Source organism: Flavobacterium cryophilum (assembly GCF_048286555.1).
Lineage (GTDB): Bacteria > Bacteroidota > Bacteroidia > Flavobacteriales > Flavobacteriaceae > Flavobacterium.
The window spans coordinates 207,931-226,935 of record NZ_JBLVPZ010000002.1 but is presented as its reverse complement, the minus strand read 5'-3'; the positions used below and the strand labels follow the sequence as shown (position 1 = coordinate 226,935).

The 19,005-nt window shown below is 33.5% G+C and carries 19 protein-coding genes; 12 read left to right on the top strand and 7 right to left on the bottom strand.

From position 1 onward, the window contains the following. The first annotated feature begins 52 nt into the window (after positions 1–52). Positions 53–826: a CDP-alcohol phosphatidyltransferase family protein gene (locus ACNQGJ_RS06420; protein WP_417972292.1), complete on the top strand. Its 774-nt coding sequence runs from the start codon at positions 53–55 to the stop codon at positions 824–826. Between the two features lie 238 nt (positions 827–1,064). Further along, positions 1,065–1,247, top strand: a complete 183-nt coding sequence (locus tag ACNQGJ_RS06415; RefSeq protein WP_417972291.1) for a CsbD family protein — start codon at positions 1,065–1,067, stop codon at positions 1,245–1,247. Positions 1,248–1,350: 103 nt separating this feature from the next. Here the strand turns inward: ACNQGJ_RS06415 and ACNQGJ_RS06410 are convergent, their stop codons facing one another. The 6 genes from ACNQGJ_RS06410 to ACNQGJ_RS06385 form a co-directional block, all read right to left on the bottom strand. Further along, positions 1,351–2,106 carry a LytR/AlgR family response regulator transcription factor gene (locus ACNQGJ_RS06410; RefSeq protein WP_417972290.1) on the bottom strand — a complete coding sequence of 252 codons (756 nt, stop codon included), beginning with the start codon at positions 2,104–2,106 and terminating at the stop codon, positions 1,351–1,353. Positions 2,107–2,185: 79 nt separating this feature from the next. Beyond that, positions 2,186–2,521, bottom strand: coding sequence for a 2TM domain-containing protein (locus tag ACNQGJ_RS06405; protein WP_417972289.1), 336 nt, complete (start codon positions 2,519–2,521; stop codon positions 2,186–2,188). A gap of 69 nt (positions 2,522–2,590) precedes the next feature. After that, entirely contained in the window at positions 2,591–2,896 is a 306-nt protein-coding gene (locus ACNQGJ_RS06400) for a 2TM domain-containing protein (RefSeq protein ID WP_417972288.1), read from the bottom strand. Positions 2,897–2,940: 44 nt separating this feature from the next. Beyond that, a complete protein-coding gene (locus ACNQGJ_RS06395) occupies positions 2,941–4,296 on the bottom strand; it encodes a histidine kinase (RefSeq protein WP_417972287.1) in 1,356 nt (451 codons plus the stop codon). Positions 4,297–4,371: 75 nt separating this feature from the next. After that, positions 4,372–4,992, bottom strand: a complete 621-nt coding sequence (locus ACNQGJ_RS06390) for a hypothetical protein (RefSeq protein WP_417972286.1) — start codon at positions 4,990–4,992, stop codon at positions 4,372–4,374. Between the two features lie 204 nt (positions 4,993–5,196). Further along, on the bottom strand, positions 5,197–7,401 hold the full coding sequence (locus ACNQGJ_RS06385) for a TonB-dependent receptor (protein WP_417972285.1): 2,205 nt from the start codon (positions 7,399–7,401) through the stop codon (positions 5,197–5,199). Positions 7,402–7,593: 192 nt separating this feature from the next. Between ACNQGJ_RS06385 and ACNQGJ_RS06380 the strand changes: the two genes are divergently transcribed. From ACNQGJ_RS06380 to ACNQGJ_RS06335, 10 genes are all read left to right on the top strand, one after another. Next, a complete protein-coding gene (locus ACNQGJ_RS06380; RefSeq protein ID WP_417972284.1) occupies positions 7,594–7,725 on the top strand; it encodes a hypothetical protein in 132 nt (43 codons plus the stop codon). Positions 7,726–7,945: 220 nt separating this feature from the next. Further along, the gene (locus ACNQGJ_RS06375) at positions 7,946–8,503 is read left to right on the top strand and encodes a sugar O-acetyltransferase (RefSeq protein WP_417972283.1); all 558 of its coding nucleotides are present in this window, start codon (positions 7,946–7,948) and stop codon (positions 8,501–8,503) included. Between the two features lie 81 nt (positions 8,504–8,584). Next, on the top strand, positions 8,585–8,980 hold the full coding sequence (locus ACNQGJ_RS06370) for a hypothetical protein (RefSeq protein WP_417972282.1): 396 nt from the start codon (positions 8,585–8,587) through the stop codon (positions 8,978–8,980). Between the two features lie 282 nt (positions 8,981–9,262). Beyond that, positions 9,263–9,652, top strand: coding sequence for an SMU1112c/YaeR family gloxylase I-like metalloprotein (gene gloA2 / locus ACNQGJ_RS06365; RefSeq protein WP_417972372.1), 390 nt, complete (start codon positions 9,263–9,265; stop codon positions 9,650–9,652). A 175-nt stretch (positions 9,653–9,827) separates the two neighbouring features. Beyond that, positions 9,828–11,108, top strand: a complete 1,281-nt coding sequence (locus ACNQGJ_RS06360; RefSeq protein WP_417972281.1) for a chloride channel protein — start codon at positions 9,828–9,830, stop codon at positions 11,106–11,108. 6 nt (positions 11,109–11,114) lie between these two features. Further along, positions 11,115–11,720 (top strand): HPP family protein, encoded by a 606-nt coding sequence (locus ACNQGJ_RS06355; RefSeq protein ID WP_417972280.1) that lies wholly within the window; start codon positions 11,115–11,117, stop codon positions 11,718–11,720. 124 nt (positions 11,721–11,844) lie between these two features. Further along, complete coding sequence (locus ACNQGJ_RS06350) at positions 11,845–12,384, top strand: IS1096 element passenger TnpR family protein (RefSeq protein ID WP_417972279.1); 540 nt, start codon at positions 11,845–11,847, stop codon at positions 12,382–12,384. 87 nt (positions 12,385–12,471) lie between these two features. Continuing rightward, entirely contained in the window at positions 12,472–13,530 is a 1,059-nt protein-coding gene (locus ACNQGJ_RS06345) for a nucleoid-associated protein (RefSeq protein ID WP_417972278.1), read from the top strand. Between the two features lie 230 nt (positions 13,531–13,760). Beyond that, a complete protein-coding gene (locus ACNQGJ_RS06340) occupies positions 13,761–13,997 on the top strand; it encodes a hypothetical protein (protein ID WP_417972277.1) in 237 nt (78 codons plus the stop codon). Between the two features lie 397 nt (positions 13,998–14,394). Continuing rightward, on the top strand, positions 14,395–18,129 hold the full coding sequence (locus tag ACNQGJ_RS06335; RefSeq protein ID WP_417972276.1) for a metallophosphoesterase: 3,735 nt from the start codon (positions 14,395–14,397) through the stop codon (positions 18,127–18,129). On the opposite strand, the gene ACNQGJ_RS06330 is transcribed toward ACNQGJ_RS06335, so the two are convergent. Next, positions 18,112–18,990: a hypothetical protein gene (locus tag ACNQGJ_RS06330; protein ID WP_417972275.1), complete on the bottom strand. Its 879-nt coding sequence runs from the start codon at positions 18,988–18,990 to the stop codon at positions 18,112–18,114. The two genes, ACNQGJ_RS06335 and ACNQGJ_RS06330, sit on opposite strands and share 18 nt — an antisense overlap. Between the last annotated feature and the right edge of the window lie 15 nt (positions 18,991–19,005).

Sequence of the window (19,005 nt, the reverse complement as noted above, 5' to 3'; positions counted from 1 at the left end):
AACGATTACTACACTTGACTATATTGTCGCATTTCTTTGCTTATTAACGTAAATGTCTAAACTTGCTGCACAAGATAAATTTTTAGATTTATCAGATTATGGAAGACCATTTGGAAAATTTCTTGCCAATAAATTAAAAGATACGTGTTTTACGCCTATACATGTCACTCTTCTTTTTGGTGTTTCAGGCTTGATCGCGATATACTGTATTCTGCAAGGAAGCTACTATTTCGCAGGTTTTTTTATCATTTTGAAATCAATGATTGATGCTGCAGATGGCGAACTGGCACGATTAAAAAAAACGCCTTCCTACACCGGAAGATACTTAGACAGCGTTTTTGACATCATCTTAAATTTTTTATTTTTAATGAGCATTTGTTATGTTTCCCAAACAACTTTTTGGTGGACTGTTTTGGCTTTTATTGGCATTCAGTTACAGGGTACTTTATACAATTACTACTATGTAATTTTAAGAAATAACTCAGTTGGCGGAGACACAACCAGTAAAATTTTTGAAAATAAATCTCCGACAGCATTACTTGGAGAAACTCAAAAATCAGTTGATATTTTATTCTGTATTTATACCATTGTCTATGGAGCGTTTGATAAAACGATTCACGCCCTTGACAAAGATGCTTACAAAGTAAAAACGTTCCCTAACTGGTTTATGACTTTGGTTTCAATTTATGGATTGGGGTTTCAATTATTGATAATTGCCGTACTGTTATCTCTAAATTTCATTGAGTATATCATTCCATTTTTTGTACTGTATACTATTTTAATTTTTGTAATAATAGCTATCAGAAAAGTGTTTTTTAAAATTTAAACTGATCATAGATATAATCTATATTAAATTAACAAAAAACACATTACCAGCACTTTAATAAACTAGACCTTTAGTCATAATTTAACTAAAATGTAATTGCTTTACAACACTACAACGTAAAACACGATTATACAATTTATTAAAATTATATAATAATTTCCTAAAATTGTGTAACAGAATAACAGTTTAAAATCCCCAAATTTGAAGTGAACAAATAGTAATTTTAAACTTAGAAATTATGCCGAATTCAGAAGAGATTGAAGGAAACTGGAATGAGTTAAAAGGAAAACTTAAACAAAAATTTGCCGATTTAACGGATGATGATTTACTTTATGACGAGGGTAAAGAAGACGAAATGTGGGGTAAATTACAACAAAAGTTAGGTAAGACAAAAAAAGAAATCAAATCATTATTTGATTAATTCGACGATTAACAGGTTCTAAAACTGTTTCAATTTCGCGATCAAAATTTCTTTTTTTAAGATTTTTGAACCTGAGCTTGAAGCAGTTTTTTAAATACTAAAACTACTCAATCCAGTTCTTAAAATCAGAAACTTTTTCTCTGCTTACAATTACTTCATCTTCTTTATAAGAAGGCAAAATAACTTTTAACCGGGAATTACTATAGACAACTATTTCCTTAATTGCCTTTAGCGGAACTATGAATTTTCGGCTTACTCTATAAAAATCTTTTGGATTTAATTCCTGTTCCAAAAGTTCTAAAGTTGTTTCAATTAAATAATTTCTATTGTCAAACGTATGAAGATACGTTCCCTTATTCTCGCTAAAAAAACACTCAATTTCATCGGTAGAAATCACTTTTAAATGTTGCCCAATTTTTACCGTAAACCGTTTTTTATGATTTTTTTCTAATGGATTAGACAACATTTTTTTTATCTGCTCAAAATCCAACTGCAAGATTTCTTGTTTTGGCAAACGCGCTTTAAATTTAGAAACAGCAACCTCTAAATCCTCTTCGTCAATTGGCTTCAAAAGATAATCAAGGCTATTCAATTTAAAAGCTCTTAAAGCATACTCATCATAAGCCGTTGTAAAAATTACCGCGCTCTTAATTTCAATTTTTTCAAATATTTCAAATGACAATCCATCCGATAATTGAATGTCTAAAAAGATCAATTCAGGATGCTGATTGTTAGAAAACCAATCAATCGCTTCTTCTACAGAATGCAATAGTACTCCTACTTGAATATTTAGTTTTTCTAATTTCCGCTGCAGCAATCTTGCAGCTGGCTTTTCGTCTTCGATTATTATTGTTGTCATATTTGGGTTTTAGGATTTGGGTTTTGGTTTTTAGGTTTTGGGATTTTGGGTTAGATACTATGAACCCGACACCTATTAATTATTCCCATTTCTCGCTTTTCTCTTTTTCCATGAATTCCTTTATTTTTTTATCTTCCCAGTTTTTTCCAAAAATAAAATTGGGCAAGAAAACAGTACAACCGTGTGCCACTATTCCTATTCCCCACACGAATGCCGTAAAGAAATTCTCTATTTTGAAATAACTTTCTTCTGGATCCAAATCTCTGATGTTTATGAATACAATCATTATATTTATGGCTATATACACTATTAAATGCGTGTAAAAGCCTTTCAATCGCTTCACTTCCAGTTGGGCGGCAGCATACTTATCTTCCGGTTGGAATTCTCCAAACTCAGAATTATCATTTTTTTTCATTTTGATATTATTAAGTGTCATTTGAATTATAAACAAAGGCAATTCTATTTTAATTTAAAAACTGGGGACTTACGTCCAAGTATCTTTTCTCAGATTCTCTTTTTCCATCAACTCCTTAATTTTTTGTTCTTCCCAAACTTTACCAAAAAATGGAGTATAATTAAATACTTTCATACCATGAAAAATCACCCCAATTCCCCATCCCAACATAGGCCAAAAAAACCATAAATGCTCAGGAGATGTTACTAAATTTATGATTAGAAGAGCAATATTAAAGACAATGTAGGCTGTCAAGTTTCCATAGAAACCTTTAATTTCTTCCATTTGTTTTTTCGCTTCAAAATAGCGATCTTCATTTTGATATGTATTTTTCATAATTCTTTATTTAAATTTTTCTACGATTAAAATGCCTCTAATTCTTATTTCCAAGTTTGCTTATGCTCTTCTTTGCGCAAAATTTCCTGAATTTTTCTTTCTTCCCAATTGGAACTATACCCAAAAACCTTGAACGCGTGCATCGTCAATCCAAATCCCCATCCGACTGCAGAAAACCAAAACCATTGAAAATGTGGTGAAAAACTCAAATTAATAAAAATTAAAAAAGGAATCACACAACAATAGGAAATTAAGTTTCCGTAAAATCCCTTGAGCTCTCCCACTCGTTTTTTGGCTCTGTAATAGGCGTTATTTTCATTATAATTTGTAGTTGTTTCCATAACGGTAATTTGTTTGGTTAAAATGGGTATTTTGACCGTAAATGTTTTCTCATTTTGAGCAATCAAGACTTTCCTATTGGTTATAATTCCGTACCTGTTGACAATATTTTGCAAACCAACACCTTGTCTGTCCTGCAATACTTCTTTTTTTTGGTAATCGTTTTGAACGGCTAAATAATCACCCTCCACATAAATCCTGATGTGCAAAGGTCTTTGTTCACTAACCACGTTGTGCTTTACTGTATTCTCCAACAAAAGCTGTAATGAAAGCGGCACTACTTTGGCTTCTTTCATTGCGAGGGACGAAGAAACGCCATCATCTCGACTTGGCAATTCATAAAACAAACTATTTTCAAACCGCATTTTCAATAAATTCATATACGTTTTGGCGAAAGCCAATTCCTCTTCAACCGAAACCAGTTCTTTATCTTTTTGTTCCAATACATAGCGATAAATCTTTGATAAAGAGATCGTAAACCGCTGTGCATTATCTGGATTTTCTTCGATCAAAGAACTTAATACATTCAAACTATTAAACAGAAAATGAGGATCAATTTGATTTTTTAAACTCTCGAATTTCGCGTTAGCCGTTCCAGCAATAATTTTCTGTTCTTTGACTTTGTTCTCATTATACGCTTTATAAAATGTAATCGTGTAAATGGATAATGTGACAAAAAAAGTGATTATTATTGATCCTAAATAGCTAGAAGGCTTTTCGTTAGTCAAGAAGTAGTCAAAAGAGTTTTTATTGTACACCACTTCTTCAAAAACGTGCATTAAAAAAATGACCAACAATGAAACCAAAAACGAACCTATAAAACCAAATGCCACTCTTTTTACTGAAAATCGGTCTTCAAAATAAGCGTCTAATTTCCAAAAAAGGAACATGTTTGCAGCGTATAAAGAAAAAGTATACATCATTGTGAAGAGAAAATTGACCAGCAGTCTCTTACCAAAATAAATTTCACTTCCCATTATTACATTGACTAATTGAATCACTACAAAAATTAGTACGGTCAGTTTTAGTGCTCTTTGAAATTCTTTATATATTCTACTCATTTTATTATGCTTTTAATTTAGAAGCTACAATCACGCAAAGGTTTTGAATGTTTTACGCTCTGTTGTTTTATTTACCTATTTACAATTTTTCTGTGCTGCTAATGCTCTGTCCAATCCCCATTTTGGAGAGAAGGGTGTTTCAGGTTTAAAAGTAGCAAAAAGTCCGATAGCTTTTTCAATTTGCGCACACATTGGTTTAGTGTCTGTTCCCCAAAATTTGGCTCCACCAATTTCAAATTCGGCTTTGCCAAAAACAACTCGTGGGTTTTCAGGAGCAATTGCCTGTGCTTTTCCGTACAATTCCATAACCGTTCCCGATAATTTTTGTCCGTTTGTCATCGGGTCAAAAGCAATCCAAGCGGTGTGAATCATCGCCTGCATAACCAATAGTTCGGCATTATTTGGATTTTTATCTATTTCTATATCCAACGCATTTTGTGCTTTCGAAAGCAATAAATTCATTTGATCTTTATCTTTTGTTCTAAAAGCAGTCGTTGTGTTCACCAGAGCCACATAATAATTCGGCAACCAACTTGTTTTTTCAGCGGCAGCAATTCTTTCGAACAAATCAGAAGCTTCGGTATTTTTTCCTTCGCCCCATAATTGGAATGCTTTTCCCATTCCTTGCTCGAATTGCGCTTGGGCTGATAGCAAACTACAGATAAAAAATGCGATGGTGGTGATAACTTTTGTCATGATTTCTTGTTTTAAAGGGTTGTTTTTTTGATGATTGAAACATTGTGTTAATTATACCTCAAAAGTATCTCGGATTTTCTTGCTTTAAAATTTATAAATACTGAATTGTAGAATTTGAAGGATGAATTGTTATTTAGTCCAAAATCGTAAAGTCGAAAGAGTTTACGATAATAATGACTTTAGGCTTTTGACTTTATGACTTTTTTAAAGATTTCTCAACTGATTATCTTTCTTATCGTTGCTTATCGTCCAAAAGAATCCTACGAAGAAAAAACGATCTGCCGTAGGAACAATTTCTTTTCGGTTGTAAAAGCCTGCATTATCCGGGTTGTTCGCGTATTCGTATCCAAATACATTCTGTGAACCTAAAACATTGGAAACCGAGAAATACAAAATCTTTTGCGGTGACAATAAATACGCCCAATTGAAACTCAAACTATTGTAGGATTTGGTTTTTCCATTCATAAATTTAGTTTCATTTGGATTGTTGTAAGGCCGTCCGGAACTGTACGAGTTCGTAAAACCTATTTGCGATTTCCAATCGTTTATCCAGTATTTAGTAACAATTGATAAACTATGATCCGCAACAAAGCTTGGTGTTACTTGCGATCTGAAATTTTTATAATCTCTCTCCGTATCGATGTAGGAATAGGAAACCCAATATTCTAGATTCTTGATGGATTTTCCGTCTCTCCAAAACAGATCTAATCCTTTCGCAAAACCAGCACCGGTATTATCATAAACAGAATTATAAGCGGCTCTTTCTGTGTCGAATTTTACTAAATTATTGTACTCTTTAAAATAGGTTTCAGCACGGAACGTTTTTCCGTTTTTATAGTACTGAAAATTTAAAATGTAATGCGAAGCCTTTTCGCTTTCAAACTGATGATTATTGGAATATTTGATATATTCCGCAGTTGGTGTTTGGGTAAAATTGCCATAAGCAAATGAAAACTGACTGTTTTTAGCCATTTTATATGCGAATGAAATTCGGGGTGAAATGGCAGTTTCGTTCAGTAAATTGTTATTCGAAGCCCTTACTCCTACTTTTGCAGCCCACTTTTTAGAGAAGAAAATATCAGCTTCCGTATAAACAGCTGCAATGTTAGCATCGTAGCCATTGGTAAAATCCGAACCTAAACTTTCCTTGAAGTCTTCATTGAATTGGGTAACAAAATAATCGGCTCCAAAGGATAATTTCAATCGTTCAGAAAAGCTTTTTCTTAATTTTAATTTCAAATGGGCAGCGTTTTCATCATTGTTCACTCTATCTAAATCCAAATTTATTTTGTTGTTGCTATAGCCATAACTCAACCCAGAAGTAATTTGCCAGTTGTTCCCAAAAACACCTTTATAAGAGGTATTCAAATAGAAATTGGTATTGTTTAAATCTACTCTGACTTTCTCTGGCGAATTGATGTTTTCCTGATTAATATCGAATTTTGATGAGTCAAAAGCAGCGTATACTTTCAAGATCCCATTATTAAAGTTATAGCGATACACTGTTTCTCCTGACAAAGATTGAAAAGGACTGTTCCAATCCACATTTTGAGGAATAACAGCTTGATACGGCGCTAAATTGATGTAATTAGTATTTACGCTCAAAGAACTTTTTTTCCATTTTTGAGTGCTACCAAGCCCTAAACCTACAGTCATCAAAGCGATTTCGATTTTATTTTGATCCGGATTATCTTGTGTATTCAACAGTAAAACACTGGATAACGCTTCGCCATATTCCGCAGAATATCCGCCAGTGGAAAATGATATTCCACCGAATAAAAAAGGAGAGAACCTCCCTCTGGTAGGCAAGTTATTTGTGGTAGCGCCATACGGTTGTGCCACCCGAATCCCATCAACAAAAGTTTGTGTTTCATTGGCCTCGCCACCACGAACGAACAATCGCCCATCCTCGCCTACCGTTTGTGTTCCCGGCAAGGTTTGCAAAGCCGCAATAATATTTCCTGCAGAACCCGCCGTAGTTACGATGTCTAATGGTTTTAAAACCGAAACTCTAGCCTTATCGCCTGCTTCTAATGTTCCTGCCGTAATTACAACTGCATCGAGCGAGGTAACACTTTCTCGCAGTTTTATCGTTTTATTTTGAAAATTAGCTACATCAATAACAGTTTTTGAAGTTTCAAAAATTAGAAAACTCACTACCAAAGTTTGATTGCCCGTTGTTGTAGTCGTAAAACTAAAATCGCCCGTTTCCGTGCTGGAAGTGCCATCATTCGTTCCTTCAATAAAAACATTAGCGCCCGAAATAGGTTTTCCTTTCTCATCCACCACTTTGCCAGAAATTGTATTTTGTGCAAATATTAGCAAGCTGAATAATAAAAAGGCAACCGTAAAGGTGACTTTTAGGCTTCTGTTCGAATGATTGGACTGATGAATAAATCGTGGCTTCATAATGTTTGATTGTGATGAAGCAAATATCCGTCGCAAAAATCAGAACCAAAAAAAGTAATTACTGAACTGTTAAAATTGCTGGATGAATTGTTTCAGCCAATACATTTCGAACTTAAAACCAAGTATTTTACATCAGGATGTTTTATCTTATGATGAAAACCTTAAATTTGTTTGCCATCAAATCTAGAAAAAATGAAAAAATCAATCTTTCTACTTGTACTACTTTGCGGTAGCACTGCAGTATTTTCTCAGCAAGTTGAATCAACATTTGATGAAAAATTGGCAAAATCATTAAAAGCAAATGATTATGGAATGAAGCAATAAGTCTTTTGTTTATTAAAAAATGGAAGCAATACAACGGCAACAAAAGAGGAAACTCAAAAACTTCTGGAAGCAGAACTGACGCTTAGGTATGGAAGCGCAGCACTTCAGGAAACGGTAAAAATTCACGATAAAATTGCCAAAACTAAACTGTAAATCAATTTATTAACCCATTTATTTGGAAAAGCCAACTAAAAAATCATCTAGATTAAATTAAAAAAACATGATAACTGAAAAAGAAAAAATGATTGCGGGAGAATATTATTTGGCAGGCGATCCTGTTTTAGTAAAGGACAGACGGAAATCTAAAAATTTACTCCACCGATTAAATGTTACAGAATATCGGGTCACAAAAAAAGCGAGAGAAATAGTTACAGAACTCATTCCTAATGCAGGAGCAAATCTTTACATAGAACCTCCGTTTTTTTGTGATTACGGATATAATATCAGTTGTGGCGAAAATGTATATTTTAATGTAAACTGTGTTGTCTTGGATTGCGCCAAAGTTACTATTGGTTCGAATGTCTTTTTTGCGCCAGGAGTACAATTGTATACTGCCACACATCCGCTGGATGCTGAATTAAGAAAAACATTGGAGAATGCACTACCAATAACGATCGGTGACGACTGTTGGATCGGCGGAAACTCAGTTATTTGCCCTGGTGTAACCATTGGCAGTGGCTGTGTAATTGGCGCAGGATCAGTAGTTACAAAAGACATTCCTGACAATTCATTGGCAGTAGGAAATCCGGCAAAAGTGATCCGGAAACTGAATGTTTAACGAATCTCAAAAGCAAAAAATGAGTTCGTTAAAAGTAAATTTTCTTAACTTTGGCATGAACATTTAAACTCTGAAACAATTATGAAACATCTTAAAGCATTTCTAATCATGGCGCTTATTGTTGTCGCAAACGCTGTTTCGGCACAATCCACTTTCGAAAAATGGTCTGCCTTAAAGGAATTTCACGAAGTAATGTCACAAACTTTTCATCCTGCAGAAGAAGGAAATTTTACACCTATCAGAGCACGCTCAGGGGAAATAATGGACAAAGCAGCTCTAGTATTGAAGTCTGATATTCCTGCAGAATTCAGAACAAACGCTATATTGGCTTCCTCTGAACGTTTACAATTGAAAAGCAAAGCACTGCATAAATTAATTACTTTAAATGAATCTGACGCCGTAATATTGAAATCAATTACTGATTTACACGACACTTTTCATGAAATTGTTGGTCTTTGTTCGGATGCAAAAAAATAGAAATTAAAGCTTAATCAATTGATTAAGCTTTTTTCATTTTACGCTTTAGCAATTCTAGAAAAAATGCATTAAATATATTTCAGACAAGGATAATGCCTTTCCTCTTAAAAATAAGTTGTTTCTGAGACATCATTGACAAAATAACGATGATCACAACCAAGTACTTTTTCTTTTAGGAATAAATGGTTTTCATAACCCAAAATGCTGTTATATCGCTTTTATTCAAATGCTTTGACTAAAAATATCACCGCAATTCTTCACGTAATTACTTATTTAAATAACATGCTACAACTAAATAAAATACACCACATAGCCATTATTTGCTCCGATTATCAGAAATCTAAAACGTTTTATACAAAAATTTTAGGTCTAGAAATTATACAGGAAATTTATCGTGAAGCAAGACAATCCTACAAACTTGATTTGGCACTTAATGGAGAATATGTGATTGAATTGTTTTCATTTCCAAATCCACCAAAACGTCTTTCTGCTCCAGAAGCGTCTGGAATGCGGCATTTAGCTTTTGAAGTGAACGATATTCAAAAAACGCGAGATCACTTAGTGAATCAAAAGATAACTGCGGAAGCAATTCGTATTGATGAATTTACACAAAAAAGCTTCTTCTTCATTGCAGATCCCGATGAGTTACCGATAGAATTTTATGAAAAATAAATTGTATTTGCTCACAAAAAAGTAAAAATAGTACCGATATCATAAAAGGAAATTGTCAAACTCTTTTTTCCGTTCAAATCTGATTTTGTTTCTTTAATTTTGTAATAATCAGACACATTACTTTAATTGATTGCTCTTTTATTTAGAGTATTTAAAAGATGACAAACAATCTCAAATGAACAATACCGCAAAAATTAAAAAAAACTATCATTTCATTAAATTTCAAAAACTAGTTATTGTATCCATTCTAATTGGTTTTCTTTCTGCTTTTTTAGGTGTTATTTTAAAAAACACAACAGAGTATTACGAAGAAATCTTTTTTCACCAAACGATTGTAAATCCAATATTTTTTGTTGTTTTTCCAGTTTTTGGCTTGTCAGTTATTTATTTTCTACGAGAATATTTATTCAAGAAAAAGGAAAATAAGGGAATAAAAGAAGTTTTTGAAAGTACCAATTCCCAATCTAAGAATTTACCCAGCTACAAAATCCCATCTCATTTCATTAATGGTTTATTGACCGTCGTTTTTGGTGGCTCTACCGGTATAGAAGTTTCTACTGTTGTCGCTTCGGCTACGATTGGTTCCGTTGCGCAAAGAAAACAAAATGTTTTCAGAAAATACAAAACCGAGTTGATTTGTGCAGGAGTTGCGGCTGGAATTACCGCATTATTCAGCAGCCCGATTGCCGGAATTTTATTTTCACTTGAAGTGATTTCAAAAAAAGTAACTCGAGCGTTTGTACTCACAAACCTTGTGGCGGTTTCCATCGCTTTTGGACTCATTTATTTGTTGGACGAAAAACCGTTATTTGCAATACACATCACAACTTGGCACATTAGAGCAATCCCCTACTTCATACTTTTGGGAATTATAGCAGGAATAAATTCCGTTTATTTAACGCGTTGTGTGTTATTTTTTAAAGAACAGTTTTCGAAAATAAAAGTGCCTTATTTTAAAATCATCTTTGGATCTGTGATTTTAAGTATTTCTCTTTTTGTATTTCCACAACTTTATGGTGAAGGATATCATGCCATCAAAACTATTTTTATCAATCCGAATGAACTGGTGCTTTCGCTTTCATTGGTACTGAGTTTTATCGGGATTATAGTTTTGAAACCTATTGTTACTTCCGTTACGCTAGCCTCAGGAGGAGATGGTGGTGTTTTTGCCCCAAGCCTGTTTATTGGTGCATTTTTAGGACTATTGCTTGCTTTAGTTTTGAATACGTATTTCAATGCTAACGTAATTCCAATAAACTTCATCATAATAGGAATGGCGGCCGTTTTGAGCGCCAGTATTCATGCGCCATTTACTGCTATATTCTTAGTTTGTGGATTAACTAATGATTATACCTTATTTCTTCCTATTCTAATAGTTTGTTTGATTTCAAAATATACAGCTAAGCTAATTTATCCGTTCACGGTTTACACGTATTCCCCAAGTTTAGTTAAATAATTATCTATGGAAGTTAAAAAAATAAAAAGGGGTTATCGTAAAACCAAATACATACTTTACAAAGAAACACTAATTGATTTTAAGGAACATTTTTGGGCTTTTTTAGGTTCATTTATTGGAATCGGATTAATTGCTTACATGCAATCCAAAACGTTATTACATTCGGATGTGGTCTACTTAATCGGGTCTTTTGGAGCTTCCAGCGTATTGGTTTATGGGAATATTCAAAGTCCGTTGGCACAACCCCGAAATCTTGTGGGCGGACATGTTGTTTCGGCATTTGTAGGAGTTACTGTTGCTACATTTATACCTACTATTTTATGGATTGCCGCTCCTCTTGCTGTTTCCTTATCTATCGTTTTAATGCAAATGACAAAAACGCTCCATCCTCCGGGAGGCGCCACTGCTTTGATTGCTATAATAGGTACACCAAAAATTAAAGATCTAGGCTATTGGTATGTACTTTATCCCGTATTGAGCGGAGTACTGATCTTATTGGCTGTGGCTTTGATTTTTAATAACATGACGACTAACCGGTTATATCCAAGTCACAAAAGGTACCACATCATAAGAAAAAAAATGGCGCGCAAGATTAAAAAAAGCACCGTTTAAATAACAACTAATCATTTATGTCACGTGATAGTCATACACAAAAATATTATCAACAAATCTAAAATCTGAAATCTAAATCTAAAAATTAAATTTTATCTTTGAGCTTTCAATAAAATTAAAGATTATGGTTTATAAATTTAGAGTAATTCTAGACGCAGAAGAGGATGTTTTTAGAGACATTGCAATACTTGAAGACGATACTTTAGAAGATTTGCACAATGCTATTTTCAATTCATTCGGATTTGACGGAATGGAAGTGGCTTCGTTTTATACATGCGATGAAACTTGGAATCAAGAAGATGAAATTTCACTTTTTGATAACGGTGATGTTCCAGGTGAGCAAAAAATCATGAGCGACTACCAATTATCAGATATTTTAGACCAGGAAAATACTAAAATCCTCTACGTTTATGATTTCATTAATATGTGGACATTCCTTGTAGAACTGGCTGCTGTAGAAGATCAACTAGTTGGCAATTTATATCCTGAGACGATATTTTCTCATGGAGAAATGCCTGACGAAGCGATGGAGAAAAACTTTGAATCAGACAATGCCGACGACTATAATGACGAGTTTGAAGATGGCCTAGACGAAGATGATTTGGATATGTTTGAAGGCGACGATAGTTTTGAAGACTTTGGGTTTGAGGAGAATTGGAATTAAAAAAACAGCGGATTAAGAATCCAGAGCCAAGATAAAAGACGATTTTTGCTGTCTTTCATCTTGGTTCTTTTATCTAAAAAAAGAAAAATGATCAACTTATACAATACACATATCGAGAACTTATCAATTCATAGAGTTGGTAATAAAAGTAGAAATGAAGCTATCTTTTTATCGGAACAACCTTTTAATCTAAACGATGAAATTGTGCCGTTGATGAAGGAATTTTTCTTTAAACCATTTAGAGAAAAAGAAGAAAACTATTTTCAGTTTGCGCATGAAATTGATTTGGACTACAACGATATGTTCAAGTTTGCATCGGAAGTTTTTGATAATCCAAGTACAATTCATGACATTTCTAAAAAAATCACAACGCACTTATTTGAACAGTCCAATCATCCACACATCAAGAACGGCGAAGTTTATGTGACGTATTTAACTAACGTAAGCATTGATAATAATGTGGTGGATGCAATAGGGATCTTTAAAAGCGAGATTCAATCTGACTTTTTGCAGTTTGAAGAAAAAGCAACACACTTGGAAATGATTTTACAGCACGGTGTCAGTTTGAATAAGCTGGACAAAGGCTGTATCATTTTTAACTATAAAAAAGAAGAAGGTTACAAAATCCTAACGGTTGATAGCAACCGTTATGATGCCAGATATTGGTTAGAACACTTCTTGTCTGTTGATGCTTTTGAGGATGAAAACTTTATCACTAAAAAGTATTTGAAATTCTGTCAAAACTTTGCTAAAGATGTCGTTTTCCCTGCAGAAGACAAAAAAGAAGAAGTGATGTTCATGAACCGTTCTGTAAATTACTTTGCAAAAAACGATCAATTTGAAGAGACTAATTTCTTAAACGAAGTGTTAGATAATCCGGATTTGATTCCAGAATTTAAAAACTACAAAATTGACAAAGGAGAAAAATACAGCATTGAAGATGTAACGTCATTTCCTATTGCGAACGCAGCCGTTTCTGACGCTAGAAAATCAATCAAAAACGTAATCAATTTAGATACTCACATTCAGATTAAAATGGATTTCATCAATCCCGAAAGTGCCGAAAAATATGTAGAAAAAGGTTGGGACGAAGAAAAACAAATGTATTACTACTTAGTATATTTCAATAAAGAAGAAAAAAGTTAAAGATACTTTTTATGGTTTTAAGATTTCAATCCTCAATTGCTTAAGTAGTTGAGGATTCTTTTTTGCGTTTACAACCCTTCAATATAATTACTTAAAGAATAAAAAAATATTTTATAAGAATTTTTTTGTTATAATTAATTTAAAGTGTATTTCATCGATTTTATTTGACGTTTAAACGGTTATTACGTAAGTTTAACGCCGAGATCTAAATACCCAAAAAAATGAATTTAATGGAAATCAAAGAAAAATTTCTAAGTAAAAAAATTTTGTGCATTCTATTTGGCCATAAAATAATTACAACTCGAAATGTCACAGATCATTTCAAAGAATTTAAATGCACTGTCTGTCAGCTCGAATTTACTAACGATGAAAAAGGCAAAAAAACATTTTTAACACCAGAGCTAAAAGAAATCAATGAAACCCTAATTGGATTTTACAATAAAAGAATTCATTCTGTAGAAAATTAATCTCTAAATTTATTACAATTCATTAAACTCCGGAAAATCAGCAATTACTTTTAATTACTGAAATAAACATATTTACCAAAGTGTTGTGTACTAAATGCATTTAAGCACATGATTTTAACTATTTTTGGAACGAATACGGCATCAACTTCGCGTTCTGGTTTTTCTTCTTTTTTATATCTCCCGTCATGAAACCAAGCGTCAGTACGCAAAATTTATTTGTCAGCAGAACGTCTTTTTTTTGCTTTCAGCACGTATATCAACAGCATAAACTACGTCAAAAGTGTAATTAAAAATATAATGGGTATATGATGTAGAAAGTTTATCTTTGGGTAATTTATTAACAAACTTTTCGGTTTGTTTTATAAGATTCAGAAATAAATTTTTATACTACTAAATTATGAAGTTGTTTTGGGATAATTATTATGTTACTTCAAATAAAGTAGCTTTTATGTTATTTGTTTCGACCTTAATTTTTCAGTCGTGTGCAACACATCACGCACAATTTGGTAAAAAATTAGATAAAACAGCATTTCAAAGCGATACAGATAGCTCAAAAATTGCACATACCTTTTACTTGATTGGCGATGCTGGAAATACCAATGAAAAAACGGTAAAGCAAACGCTTGGCTTTTTGGAAAATCGATTGAAAAAAGCCAATAAAAACAGTACTCTTTTATTTCTTGGTGATAATATTTATCCAAAAGGATTGCCTAGTGCTGACAACCCAAATGAACGAATTATTGCCGAAAGTAAGCTCACAAATCAACTTCAATTATCCAAAGATTTCAAAGGGAAAACTATTTACATTCCTGGAAACCATGATTGGTACAACGGTATTAAAGGACTAGAACGTCAAGCTAAATTTGTAACGGACTATTTAAATGATAAAAACTCATTTTCACCTAGAAACGGCTGTGGAATTGACAATTTAGAAATTAATAAAAATCTAGTTCTCATCACTATTGACAGCCAATGGTTCCTAGAAGATTGGGATAAAAGTCCTACCATTAACGATGATTGTACCATTAAAACACGAGAAGCTTTTTTTGTCGAGCTGGAAAGTCTTTTGATTAAAAACCAAGATAAAACAGTCGTTGTAGCATTACATCATCCACTAATGAGTAATGGATCTCATGGAGGACAATTTTCTGTAGAAAAACAACTTTTCCCATTAGAACAAAAAATTCCGCTTCCAGTTTTAGGTTCTGTAATCAATTTTGTGCGAAAAACATCTGGAATAAGTCCACAAGACATTCAAAACAAACAATATACCTTTTTTATTAAAAGGGTAAAAACATTGCTACACAATCAAGATAATGTAATTGTTGTTTCAGGTCATGACCATAATTTACAATACATTGAAAAAGATAATATCAAACAAATAATCAGTGGTGCCGGTTCCAAATCTGAGGCTGCAAAAGCAATTTTTCCCTATGATTTTTCGTATGCTCGAAATGGATATGCCGCATTAGCTGTTTATCAAAATGGGGCTGCAAAAGTTTCTTTTTATGGTACGCAAAATGACAAAGAAAAATTAATTCATCAACAATTGGTTCTTCCTGAAAAAGACAACTATGATACCAGAGAATTCCCTGTCGCTTTTTCTAAGACAACAACATCAAGCATTTATACTGCGAGGCAAACCAAAAAATCCGGATTTTATAAATTTTTCTTCGGAAACCACTACCGAAAATATTACAGCCTTCCAATCGAAGCAACAACAACTACTATTGACACTCTTTTTGGTGGACTGCAGCCAAGACCCTCCGTTGGTGGTCATCAGTCGAATGCATTACAACTCATTAACAAAGACGGCAAAGAATATTTTATGCGCGCCATGAAAAAAAGCACGACGCGTTTCCTGCAATCAGTGGCTTTCAAAAACCAGTTTATCCAAGACGAATTTGAAGACACCTATGCCGAAGATTTACTGTCGGATTTTTATACAACGGCACATCCTTACACTCCATTTGCAGTGGGGAATTTAGCAGCAAAAATTGGCGTAGCACATACCAATCCTGTACTGTATTATATTCCGAAACACAAAGCGTTAAAAAATTTCAATGCTGATTTTGGGAATGAATTATACCTTGTTGAAGAACAACCAAGTGATAGCCAGAAAGCCGTGAAAAGTTTTGGCAATCCAACTGCCATTATCAGCACGGAAGAAGTAATGAAGAATCTTCACAAAGATGAAAAATATACAGTTGATGAGAGTGCCTATATCAAAGCCCGATTGTTTGATATGCTTATAGGGGATTGGGACAGACATGAAGATCAATGGCGTTGGGGTGAATATAATGTAGGGCAAAAAATTATTTACAAACCGATTCCACGAGACCGAGATCAGGCATTTACTAAGTATGATGGCGCTTTATTATTTGTTTTAATGAAAAAAGCACAATTGCGTCACATGCAACCTTTTAAAGAAAAAATATCAAATGTCAAATTGATGAACCGTGAACCCTACCCGTTAGATCTTGCCTTTATAAAAACTGCCGGAGAAAACGAGTGGATCAAACAAGCGAGATACATTCAGGAAAACCTATCGGATGCGGACATCGATGGCGCCTTTACTAATTTGCCAAAAGAAGTTCAGGATGAAACCATTAAAGACATTAAGCGCAAATTGAAACTTAGAAGGAATAAATTGTACCGTTCCGCCTCACAATACTACACAGTCCTTCAACAAACGGTTTTGATCGTTGGAACGGATAAAAAAGACAAATTCATAATCCAAAATAAAGAAAAAAATAAACTTGAAATCCAAGTGTATCGTGTAAAAAATAGTGGGGATGAATTACAATACACTAAAAGTTTCACCGCTAAAAAAACTAAAAAAATATGGATTTATGGCTTAGATGATGATGATATTTTTGAAGTAAATGGAAGCTCAAAATCAGGGATTAAAATTCGATTAATTGGAGGACAAAATCAAGATTCGTATGTAGTTGAAAACGGAAGTGGAATAAAAATTCATGATTTTAAATCAAAAAATAACACCTATACTTTAGACTCGAAGAGCAAAGTTTTACTATCAGATGACTATGAAACCAGCTTGTATGATTATAAAAAACCAAAATACAATTCCTTTTCGGCACTTCCTAACATTGGTTTTAATCCTGATGATGGTATCAAACTCGGCATTGTTAGTGGCTATGTTGTTAATGATTTTAAACAAAATCCGTACACACAAAAACACAGTTTAAAAGCCAATTATTTTTTTGCTACTAAAGGGTACGAACTTATTTACAACGCTAATTTTCCTCGATTATTTGGCAAATGGGATTTAGATTTTGAAACTCAATTCACGAGTCCTAATTTTACCATAAATTATTTTGGTTACGGAAACGAGACTGTAAATAATGACGATACTTTTGGAATGGATTTCAATCGCGTTCGCATCCGAATGTTAAAAGTGATGCCATCCATAAAAAAAGTGGGGAAATATGGCAGTACAATCCATTTTCAAACTAGCTTTGAAAGAATCACCGTAGAAGAAACCATGAATCGATTCGTCGATATTTCAACAAAAATAAATCCCGCTGTTTTCCAAAATCAACAATTTGCAGGGGCAACCTTAAAATACAGTTTTGAAAATTACGATGTTCCCTCCTTTCCCACTATGGGAATGGGATTTTCTATTGCTGGTACTTGGAAAATGAATTTAGAAGATACCAAAAGAAATTTTCCGGCTATTGAAAGTAAACTGAATTTCAATCATAAAATTGACGCTGACGGAAAATTAGTTTTAGCTTCGATCATGAGGGCAAAAATAGTATTGAATAACAATTTTGATTTTTACCAAGGGGCCAATTTAGGTGGTGACTATGACTTAAGAGGTTTTAGAAACGAACGCTTTTTAGGCAATCAATCCTTTTATCAAAGTAGCGATATACGCTGGAATTTAGGGAGAATTAGAAGAAGCATTCTGCCTATGACCTATGGAATTCTTGGTGGTTTTGATTACGGAAGAGTGTGGCAAAAAGGTGAGAATTCAGAGAAATGGCATCAATCTGTTGGAGGCGGATTATGGCTCAACAGCCTGAATGCATTAACGGCAAGACTGACTTATTTTAAAAGTGCTGGCGAGGAAGCTCGAATCGCTTTTGGATTAGGATTTGGATTTTAGTTTTTTGACACTTATATCATAAACATTCCCGCCCACACTTTTGGTTTTTTCATCGGCAATAAAAATTCTGTCATTATCAATAAAAGAAGCTGCTTCTTTTTGAGAAAAATGATTTAATTCTAAGGTGGTTTTTATTCCATTCAAAAAATCATCACCTGCGAATTCTTCGAATAAAAAAACCGTGTCATGTGTTAAAACAGCAACTTTGGACCCATCGGGGCTTATCGTTGCAGCCGTGATTGCACAATGCTTGTAGCTGCCGCAAGTGTTAATTTCTCCCATTAAAACCGCTTGATGAAAACCGGCTGTATTTGGAATTTTATATAAAAAAGCGGTGCCGTCAAAACCTTTGCTTCGATTTTTAGTGAAGAGATAGAAATTATTTCTGAATTCGAAAAAACCTTCAACATCATAAAACATTTCGGATTTTTTAGGTGGAAAATCTTTTTGTTCCGGATATGTAAAAGATACTTTATAAGTTGGAATTGCACTATCGGAAGTTAAGAATTTTCTATCGATTTTATAAATACTTAGATTCTTTCTTTCATTATCATTGTTTCCAAAATCTCCAATGTATAGATTTCCATCGTTGTCTTTTGTTATATCTTCCCAATCGACATTTGCTGTGTTTTCGATGGTTATTGTTTTTTCAATTTTGCCGTTTTCAAAATTCAGACCATAAATTTCATTTGCATTACCGCTGTCTTCCAATGCCCAAATCAAATTACTTGAAGACATATACGTAATGCCCGAAACCTCTTTTAGTTTTTTAGGCAGCGAATACAACGTTATTAAAGCACCCGAATCTCGTTGACACGATAATAAAGTAAAAACGGATAGGATAAAAATGTAGATTCTCATAATTGAATTGAAGTA